Source organism: Pararhodobacter sp. SW119 (assembly GCF_017811755.1).
Classification (GTDB): domain Bacteria; phylum Pseudomonadota; class Alphaproteobacteria; order Rhodobacterales; family Rhodobacteraceae; genus Pararhodobacter.
In genome coordinates this window covers 147247-155820 of the sequence record NZ_JADDJF010000007.1, presented here as the reverse complement: position 1 = coordinate 155820, position 8574 = coordinate 147247, and the positions used below count along the sequence as shown (strand labels likewise).

The 8574-nt window shown below is 67.7% G+C and carries 7 protein-coding genes; 1 reads left to right on the top strand and 6 read right to left on the bottom strand.

The window, feature by feature from the left end:
- Positions 1-152: 152 nt before the first annotated feature.
- Positions 153-974 carry a VPLPA-CTERM sorting domain-containing protein gene (locus IM708_RS06970; protein WP_209425616.1) on the bottom strand — a complete coding sequence of 274 codons (822 nt, stop codon included), beginning with the start codon at positions 972-974 and terminating at the stop codon, positions 153-155.
- Positions 975-1248: 274 nt separating this feature from the next.
- On the opposite strand from IM708_RS06970, the gene IM708_RS06965 reads away from it, so the two are divergent.
- Complete coding sequence (locus IM708_RS06965; RefSeq protein ID WP_209425615.1) at positions 1249-1722, top strand: acyloxyacyl hydrolase; 474 nt, start codon at positions 1249-1251, stop codon at positions 1720-1722.
- Between the two features lie 6 nt (positions 1723-1728).
- Here the strand turns inward: IM708_RS06965 and pepN are convergent, their stop codons facing one another.
- The 5 genes from pepN to IM708_RS06940 form a co-directional block, all read right to left on the bottom strand.
- Positions 1729-4275 (bottom strand): aminopeptidase N, encoded by a 2547-nt coding sequence (gene pepN / locus IM708_RS06960; protein WP_209425614.1) that lies wholly within the window; start codon positions 4273-4275, stop codon positions 1729-1731.
- A gap of 86 nt (positions 4276-4361) precedes the next feature.
- The gene (locus tag IM708_RS06955; RefSeq protein WP_209425613.1) at positions 4362-5021 is read right to left on the bottom strand and encodes a DUF1007 family protein; all 660 of its coding nucleotides are present in this window, start codon (positions 5019-5021) and stop codon (positions 4362-4364) included.
- A gap of 56 nt (positions 5022-5077) precedes the next feature.
- Positions 5078-6580, bottom strand: coding sequence for a replicative DNA helicase (locus tag IM708_RS06950; protein ID WP_209425612.1), 1503 nt, complete (start codon positions 6578-6580; stop codon positions 5078-5080).
- A gap of 354 nt (positions 6581-6934) precedes the next feature.
- Positions 6935-7849 (bottom strand): dihydrodipicolinate synthase family protein, encoded by a 915-nt coding sequence (locus IM708_RS06945; RefSeq protein WP_209425611.1) that lies wholly within the window; start codon positions 7847-7849, stop codon positions 6935-6937.
- Between the two features lie 43 nt (positions 7850-7892).
- Complete coding sequence (locus IM708_RS06940; protein WP_209425610.1) at positions 7893-8564, bottom strand: orotate phosphoribosyltransferase; 672 nt, start codon at positions 8562-8564, stop codon at positions 7893-7895.
- Positions 8565-8574 lie beyond the last annotated feature (10 nt).

The following is an 8574-nucleotide window of genomic DNA, read 5'->3' as shown; positions in this document are numbered from 1 at the left end:
ATTTCAAGGCGTTTATGCCGCCCTTCGCGCTCCCCGGGATGCGCCAGGCAGGGGCCTGAACCCGCACCGAGCTGCCGCTGATCCCTAGGAGTGCGCAACGAAAAACGGCGGCCCGAAGGCCGCCGCATCCAGTTCCTGCCGGGCGCGAGGTGTCAGGCCGAAGCCTTCTGCCGCCGGCGGCGCAGCGCGGCCATGCCGCCGAAAACGCCCATGCCGCCCAGAAGCAGGAAGGCCGGTGCGGGAAGCGGAATGACGGCCGCCTTGATCCTGTCGACGCCAAAGCCGTCGTTCCTTTCACCCGACTTGTTTGTCAGGAGAATCTCGACGTCGTTTAAACCGCCCACCAGATCGCTGAAAACCATCGTGACGAAGTTCACGGTCGCATCGCCCTGAGGTCCGATGACCTCGAAGTTCGGCGTAACCTCGAGACCGCCCACCCTGATGAAGAACTCCGTCTTCCTGACGTCCTTAACGTCGGTGAGGAAGAACGACAGATGCGTGAAGGAAAAAGTCTCCTTGGCGGGGATCAACCACTTGATCCCGACATGGTCGTTGCTGTCGAGCCAGTTTTCACCGGACAGAGCCAACCGGCCGAAAGCACTGGGCTCGTCGGATCTGACCACAACGCTGTTCGTCGGCTTCACCCTGGAGGTGCCGTTTCCCTGGGCGCCATCGGGCTGGAAGCTGCCGACGGCAGTGTCCAACGCGATATCGGCGCTGCCGGTGCTCCCCGCCCCGCAGTCCGCGGCAGCAGCAGAATTGTGGGCGACGGTGCAAGCGGTGCGCCCGTCGAAGTCTTCCTGAGCCACGATAAGGAGCGGAGAAATGAACGCGGTTTCCGCTGCCAAGGCGTTAGACACCTTGTCGGTGCCAGTGAAGGTCTGAACCGTGATATCAACGGTGGCGGCAACCGCCATCCCCGTCGAAAGCGCCAGCGCGGCCGTACCCATTGCAATTGACTTGAAAAAAGCCATCGAAAGCCCTCCATACTCGAACCTGTGCCCACTCGTACTGAAACTGGGCTCATGTTCAGTGTTACCAGAAGCTTAATGCCTAAACCAGTGGTCTGGTTGCGCCGGCGCCGCAGTTTCCAAGACTTTCTTCCTGGGGTTGCATGCTTGGGGCTTGACCTCATCTGCTGACAGAACAACGAGCAGACTCAACTGCGGCGGAATTCCACGCGAACCTTGACGCCGCGGGTCTGCGGCGCGATAGAAACCTGATAAGAAAACAAACTTGAGGTCGGGCATGAAAACCTTTGTTTCTCTAGCCGGTGCGCTGGCACTGGCGCTTTCGCCGCTGGCGGCCGCCGCCGAGGGGCCGCGCGCGGACATCCAGATCGGGCGGAATTCCGGCGGGTCGACCGAGGCCTATCTGCGCTATGTCGCGCCGCCGGCACTCGGGCCGTTCCAGCCGGTCTACGGCGTCTCGTGGTCGAGCCGGAACGAGGGCTGGGCCGGCGCGGGCCTTGCCTATACCTGGCGCGGGGCGGCGCAGGGGACCTTCGTGCGGGCGTCGGTGATGCCGGGGCTCTACCGGCGCGGCAGCGGGCGCGACCTGGGCGGCGCCTTCAGCGTGCGCAGCGGGATCGACCTGGGCTATGGCTTTGCCGGGGGCGCCTCGGTCACGCTGTCGATCAGCCACCGGTCGAACGTGGGCCTCTACCGTCGCAACCCCGGGATGAACACGGTCTCGCTCGGGCTGTCGCTGCCGTTGCGCTGAGGCGCGCTATTCGAGCATGCGCTCGACCATCTCGCCCATGTCGCGGCTGAGGCGCGCGTGGCGTCCGATGCGTTCCAGCGCCGCGCGCGCCCTGGCCTGCCGCGCCGAGTCGTAGCGGCGCCAGGCTTCGAACGCGGTGGACATGCGCGCGGCGAACTGCGGGTTGCGGGCGTCGAGCCGGATCAGCCAGTCGGCGAGCAGATCGTAGCCCGAGCCGTCGGAGCGGTGAAAGCCCGCGTGATTGCCGACCAGTCCGCCAAAGAGCGCGCGGAAGCGGTTGGGATTGGTCCAGTCGAAATCGGGGTGCGCGCTCAGCCCCTCGGCCACGGTCACTGCGCGCGCCGGCTGGGCATGGCCGGTCTGCAGGGCGAACCACTTGTCGATCACCAGCCGCTCCTGCTGCCAGCGGTCGTGGAAGGCGGCGAGCGCCGTCTCGCCCCGGCCCGCGTCGATCAGGCAGGCGAGCGCGGCCAACTGCTCGGTCATGTTGTCGGCGGCCTTGAAGACCACCTCGGCCATCTCGCCCCGGTCGGTCTGCGCGACCAGCCCCAGCGCGGTCATGCGCAGCGCCCGCCGCCCGGCCGAGGCCGCGTCGGGGCTGTAGGGCACGACCGGGGCCAGGGCGTTGACCAACCCGCGCAGATCGGCGTCGAACCGGCCGGCCACGGCGCGGCGCATGGCGCGGCGGGCGGCGTGGATCGCGTCGGGGTCGGGGGTGGTGCCGCGGTCGGCCAGATGCGCGGCCAGCGTCTCGTCGTCGGGCAGGCGCAGCATCAGGGCGCGGAAGGCGGGATCCAGGCTTTCGTCGCGGACCACGGGCGCCAGCGCGGCAAGCCAGGCCGGATCGGCGGGCGCCTCCTCGAGGATCATCGCCTCGGCGGCCTGCAGGGCCAGCCGCCGGCCGGCCTCCCACCGCGCGAAGGGGTCGGTGTCATGGGCCAGAAGATGCGCCAGCGCGCCGGGTTCCGGCGCGTGCACCAGCACCACGGGCGCCGAGAACCCGCGCAGGAGCGAGGGAACCGGACGCGTGCCAAGCCCCTCGAAATCCAGCGTGATCTCGTCCTCGGTGAGTTCCACCACCTGCGTCGGCGCAACCTCCTGACCATTGGCGCCGATCAGTCCCAGGGCGACGGGGATCGCCATCGGCGCCTTCTTCGGCTGGCCGGGGGTCGGCGGCACGGTCTGCGACAGGCGCAGGCGGAAGCGGCCGTCCTGCCACTCCTCGCTTACCCGGACGCGCGGTGTGCCGGCCTGTTCGTACCACCGCTTGAACTGGCTCAGGTCGCGTCCCGTCGCCTCCTCGAACACCTTGAGCCAGTCCTCGATCGTGCAGGCCTGTCCGTCGTGGCGGTCGAAATAGAGATCGAGAGCCTTGGCATACCCCTCCTCGCCCACCAGCGTCGCCAGCATGCGAATGACCTCGGCGCCCTTCTCGTAGACGGTGGCGGTGTAGAAGTTGTTGATCTCGACATATTCGGACGGCCGCACCGGGTGCGCCAGCGGCCCGCCATCCTCGCGGAACTGGCGGGCGCGAAGGGTCAGCGCCTCGTTGATGCGCTGCACGGCGCCGCCGCGCGCCTCGGCCATGAACTGCTGGTCGCGGTAAACCGTCAGCCCCTCCTTCAGGCTCAACTGGAACCAGTCGCGGCAGGTGATGCGGTTGCCGGTCCAGTTGTGGAAATACTCGTGCGCGATGATCCGCTCGATCGAGGCGTAATCCTCGTCGGTGGCAATCTCGGGCGAGGCGAGGACGTAGCGCGAGTTGAAGATGTTCAGCCCCTTGTTCTCCATCGCGCCCATGTTGAAGTCGTCGACCGCGACGACGTTGAACTGATCGAGGTCGTATTCGCGCCCGTAGCGCCGCTCGTCCCAGGCCATCGACCGCTTCAGCGCGTCCATCGCATAGCCGGTCTTGTCCTCGTCGCCCTTGCGCACCCAGATCGCCAGGTCCACGTCTCGCCCGGACGCCGTGGTAAAGCGGTCGCGGGTGGCAACCAGATCGCCGGCGACCAGCGCAAAGAGGTACGCGGGCTTCGGGTGCGGGTCGTCCCATTCGGCCCAGCCGGCGCCCTGCCCCGCCGGGTTGCCGTTCGACAGCAGCACCGGCAGGTCGGATTCGATGCGCACCTTGAAGGGCGCCATGACGTCGGGCCGGTCGGGATAGTAGGTGATGCGGCGAAAGCCCTCGGCCTCGCACTGGGTGCAGTACATCCCCTTGGAAATATAAAGCCCCTCCAGCGCGGTATTCGCCTGCGGGTCGATCTCGACCTCGGCCTGCCAGTCGAAGGGGCCATCGGGCAGATGCGCGGCGGGAAGCGTCAGGCCGGTTGCATCGGGCGCCACCTCGACCTTCGCGCCGTCGATCGTGGCCGAAATCAGCTTCAGGTCCTCGCCATCGAGCCGCAGATCGGCGCCCGGCCGCGCCGGGTTCGGGCGAAAGCGGATCTTCGAGGTGACGCGCGTCGCCGTCGGGTCCAGCCGGAAGGTCAGATCGACACGCTCGATCAGGTGGCTGGGCGGCGTGTAGTCGGACAGTCGGATCGGCTGGCGCATGGTGATTTCCCCTTTTTGCGGCTGAGGTGCCACGCCGCGGGCCGGGGTGCAAGCCGCGGCGCGGTCAGGCAGGGACCGATTACGGGTCAATCCCCCGAAGCGGTGCAGTCGAAGCGCAATTCCTCGGCAAAGTCGCGGCCGACAGCGGGGAAATCCTGTTCCAGATCGGCGGCGCCACCGGCGATCAATTCGTCCAGCGCCGCCTGCAGCCGTTCCTCGGCCGCCGAGAGGTCGGGGCCGAAGAAGCGCAGCCGGCAATCGCCGCGCCCCTCGATCCGGCTGTCGTGGCTGATCGTGTAGGAGACGTAGTATTCGGGGTCGTAGACCTGCACGACCAGATCCCCGGCGGCGGGGTCTACGCCGTCCTCGACCCTGCGCCAGTGCTGCGAGACGATCTCGCCGGCCTCCAGCCGCGCGCTCGCGGCCTGCGGGGGTCCGACAGGCAACGGATCGCCCGCGAAATAGGGCCAGAGGTCGCCGTTGAACCCGGGGATCCAGTTGGTATCGAACCCCGAAAGTTGCGCCTCTTCCTCGGGCGTCAGCGCCTCGGCCGCCGGGTCGATGCCCATGTCGCCCAGGATCAGCATCGAGGTGAAGGCATCGTAGCGCCATTCGACCCCGATCTGCTGCAGGTGACCCCCGCCGTCGAAATCGAAGATCAGGCGCGCCTCGACGAATTCGTGCGGGTGCGCCGCAGTAGCGGTGGCAGCGCACGCCAGCACCAACCCGGCAAGCCCGCCGCGCAAGACGCTCGCGGGGGAACCGCGAGGGCGGGATACGCCCCCGATCCCCCCGCGCACGCTCAGAAGCCCGTTCCGCCACCCTGTTGCCAAGGCTGCACCAGGTTTCCGAACCGGGTAAACCTTCCTTCGAAGCTCAATTCGACCGTGCCGATAGGCCCGTGGCGCTGCTTGCCGATCACCACCTCGGCCTTGCCGTGGACGCGCTCCATGATTTCCTGCCACTTCGCCATCCCATCCAGATCGTGATCGCCGGGTTTCTCGCGCTCGCGGTAGTATTCCTCGCGGAAGACGAACATCACCACATCGGCGTCCTGCTCGATCGAGCCCGATTCGCGCAGGTCCGAAAGCTGCGGGCGCTTGTCGTCGCGATTCTCCACCTGGCGCGAAAGCTGGGAAAGCGCAATCACCGGGATGTTCAATTCCTTGGCAATGGCCTTCAGCCCCTGCGTGATCTCGCTGACCTCCTGCACGCGGTTTTCCTTCGATGTTCCGCGAAGAAGCTGCAGGTAGTCGACCATCAGCACGTCCAGCCCCTGCGTGCGCTTCAGGCGCCGGGCACGGGCGGCGATCTGGGCGATGGGCAGCGCCGGCGTGTCGTCGATGAAGAGCGGGCAGGCCTCCAGCGATTTCGCCGCCTCGACGAAGCGGCGGAACTCGCCCTCGGTCATGTCGCCGCGGCGGATCTGCTCGCTCGGCACCTCGGCGGCCTCGGACAGGATGCGCGCGGCCAGTTGCTCGGCTGACATTTCCAGGCTGAAGAACCCGACGACACCGCCCTCGACCGAACCTTCGCTGCCATCGGGCTTCGTGCCGCGCCGATGCGCCTTGGCGATGTTGAAGGCGATGTTCGTCGCCAGCGACGTCTTGCCCATCGACGGCCGCCCGGCCAGGATGATCAGGTCCGACGGATGCAGCCCGCCCAGCTTCTTGTCCAGATCGGCCAACCCGGTCGAGATGCCGGAAAGCTGCCCCTCGCGCTGGTATGCGGCGTTGGCCATGTTGACTGCGTCGGTCACCGCCTTCAGGAACGACTGGAATCCGCGCTCGGCCACGCCCTGCTCGGCCAGCTTGTAAAGCCGCTGCTCGGCCTCGACGATCTGCTCGCGCGGTTCGCTGTCCACCTCGACCTTGCCGGCCCGGGCCGAGATGTCCTGGCCCAGTCGGATCAGGTCGCGCCGCACCGCCAGGTCGTAGATCATCTGCGCATAGTCGCGCGCGACGTAGGCCGAGATCGCCGCACCCGCCAGCCGGACCAGATAGGACGGCCCGCCCAGCTCCTTCAGCCCCGGATCGTCCTCCATGAACGCCTTCAGCGTCACCGGCGAGGCCAGCGCGTTCTTCTGGATGCGCGCCGCGCTGATCTCGAAGATGCGCTGGTGGACCGGTTCGAAGAAATGCTCGGCCTTGATCAGCGACGAGATGCGGTCGAAGACGTCGTTGTTGGTCAGCACCGCGCCCAGCAGTTGCTGCTCGGCCTCGATGTTGTGGGGCAGCACCTCGGGGTGCGCGCCTGCATGCGCCTCGCCCGGGGCTGCATTGCGCAGCGCAGCAATCTCGTTCATGTCACCTGCCTCCCCTTACGCCGATCTCGCGCGGCGCTTCGTGCCCTGGTTGCGGGGTTCACCCAGACGGCGGTTCGCGGCGGCCCAGAGCGAGTCACGGTATGCCAAATCCGCGCCCGCGTTGCAATCTGGGTAAGTCTGGGGATAACCGCGGGAAAACCTTTCCCAGGGCCAGATCTTGTTTGAAATGTGCAGGTTGTGGCAGATTGTTGAAGGCCGAAGCCGAATCAGGAAACTTAGTGTTTCCATATTCGCATCAATAGCCGCTCGGTTGACGCTGCCCTCGACGTCGGTTCGAAAAGCACGCCTGCGCCCCGTCGCTACACCTGCATCCGATTCTCCGTGCCGAGTCCGCTAGGCGCCCGGCGGCGTCGCGGTCGCCGCTTCCACCGCGTCGAGCGCCGCCCGAACGCGCACCCGCGTGGCCTCGGGGATCGGCAGAACCGGACGCGGGGGCGCCAGCGGACCCTGGCCCAGAAATTCGGCCAGGGCGAACATCACCCGAAAACTGCCGAAATCCCGAAACAGCGACCAGAGCGGGGCAAAGGCCGCGTCCAGCCGCTCGGCCTCGGCCCGGTCGCCGGTCTGCGCGGCGCGCGTCAGCGCCCTCGCGGGCCCGGGCAGCAGACCCGCGACGACGCTGTACCAGCAATCCGCGCCGGCCTGCAGCGCCGCCTTTGCCACCCAGTCGCCGCTATAGCCGATGGCGAAACTCTCCGGGACGCAGGCCCGCAGGCGCGCCAGTTCCGCCGCAACATCGCCATCGGCCGGCGGCGGCATCTTCACGGCCACCACGTTCGGCACCTCCGCCAGCCGTCCGATCAGGTCGGGCGAGAAGGTGAATTTCGTCGTGCCGGGATTGTTGTAGATGCACAGCGGCAGCCCGCCGGCCTCGGCTACCGCCTCGAAATGGTGAAACACCTCGTCCTCGGTCAGCGGCTGGTAGGAGACCGGGGCCAGCAGCAGGCCCTCCGCGCCGGCCTGCCGGGCATCGCGCGCGAGGTCGGCGGCCTCGTCGGTGCGCAGCGCGCCGACGCCGACGATGACCGGCACCCGCCGCGCCACGCTTTCCAGCGCGACGCCCAGCGTGCGCTTGCGCTCCTCCGCCGTCAGGTAGGCATACGCCCCGGTACTGCCCAGCAGCCCGATGGACTGGGCATCTGCCGCCACGATCCGCTTCAGAAACGCGCGCAGCAGCTCGGGGGCCAGCCGCCCCGTCGCATCGGTGGGCGTCATGGGAAAGGCCGAGAGGCCGGTGAAGAGGCTCATACGGGTTCCCTCCCGATTGATTGGCGCGGCGGGGTGCGTCGCCTCAGGCCGACGGCGCCCAGTCCCGCGGCGCGCGCAGAAACGCCTCGACCGCGTCCAGAGTGCCTGCATCAAACCCGCTCTCCCGCCGCGCCTCGGCCAGCACGTCCCACCAGGTGCAGAGGTAGTGCAGCTTCACCCCGTGCTCGGCCAGCCGCGGCTCGGTTTCGGGGAAAATGCCGTAGTAGAAGATCACCGCGGTATGGCCGCAGTCCGCCCCGGTCTCACGGATCGCCTCGACGAAGCTCAGCTTCGAGCCGCCGTCGGTGGTCAGGTCCTCGACCAGCAGCACGCGCTGCCCCTCGCTCATCGCGCCCTCGATCCGCGCGTTGCGCCCGTACCCCTTGGGCTTCTTGCGCACGTAGGACATCGGCAGCGCCATCCGCTCGGCGACCAGCGCGGCGAAGGGGATGCCCGCGGTCTCGCCCCCCGCGACGTTGTCGAACGCCTCCAGCCCCGCGTCCTCCATCACCCGGCAGGTCAGGAAATCCATCAGGCACGACCGGATGCGCGGAAAGCTGATCAGCTTGCGGCAGTCGATATAGGTCGGCGCCCGCATCCCCGAGGCAAAGGTGAACGGCTCCGCCGCGTTGAAATGCACCGCCTCGATGTCGAGAAGCATCCGCGCGGTCAGGCGGGCGACGGTGGCGCGGTCGGCAAAGCTGGACGGGATCATCGCGGGGTCT

Excerpts from the sequence above, each read along its gene's own strand:
- IM708_RS06945 (WP_209425611.1), bottom strand. The coding sequence starts at position 7,849 with ATGAGCCTCTTCACCGGCCTCTCGGCCTTTCCCATGACGCCCACCGAT.
- IM708_RS06970 (WP_209425616.1), bottom strand. The coding sequence starts at position 974 with ATGGCTTTTTTCAAGTCAATTGCAATGGGTACGGCCGCGCTGGCGCTT.
- IM708_RS06965 (WP_209425615.1), top strand. The coding sequence starts at position 1,249 with ATGAAAACCTTTGTTTCTCTAGCCGGTGCGCTGGCACTGGCGCTTTCG.
- IM708_RS06950 (WP_209425612.1), bottom strand. The coding sequence starts at position 6,580 with ATGAACGAGATTGCTGCGCTGCGCAATGCAGCCCCGGGCGAGGCGCAT.
- IM708_RS06940 (WP_209425610.1), bottom strand. The coding sequence starts at position 8,564 with ATGATCCCGTCCAGCTTTGCCGACCGCGCCACCGTCGCCCGCCTGACC.
- pepN (WP_209425614.1), bottom strand. The coding sequence starts at position 4,275 with ATGCGCCAGCCGATCCGACTGTCCGACTACACGCCGCCCAGCCACCTG.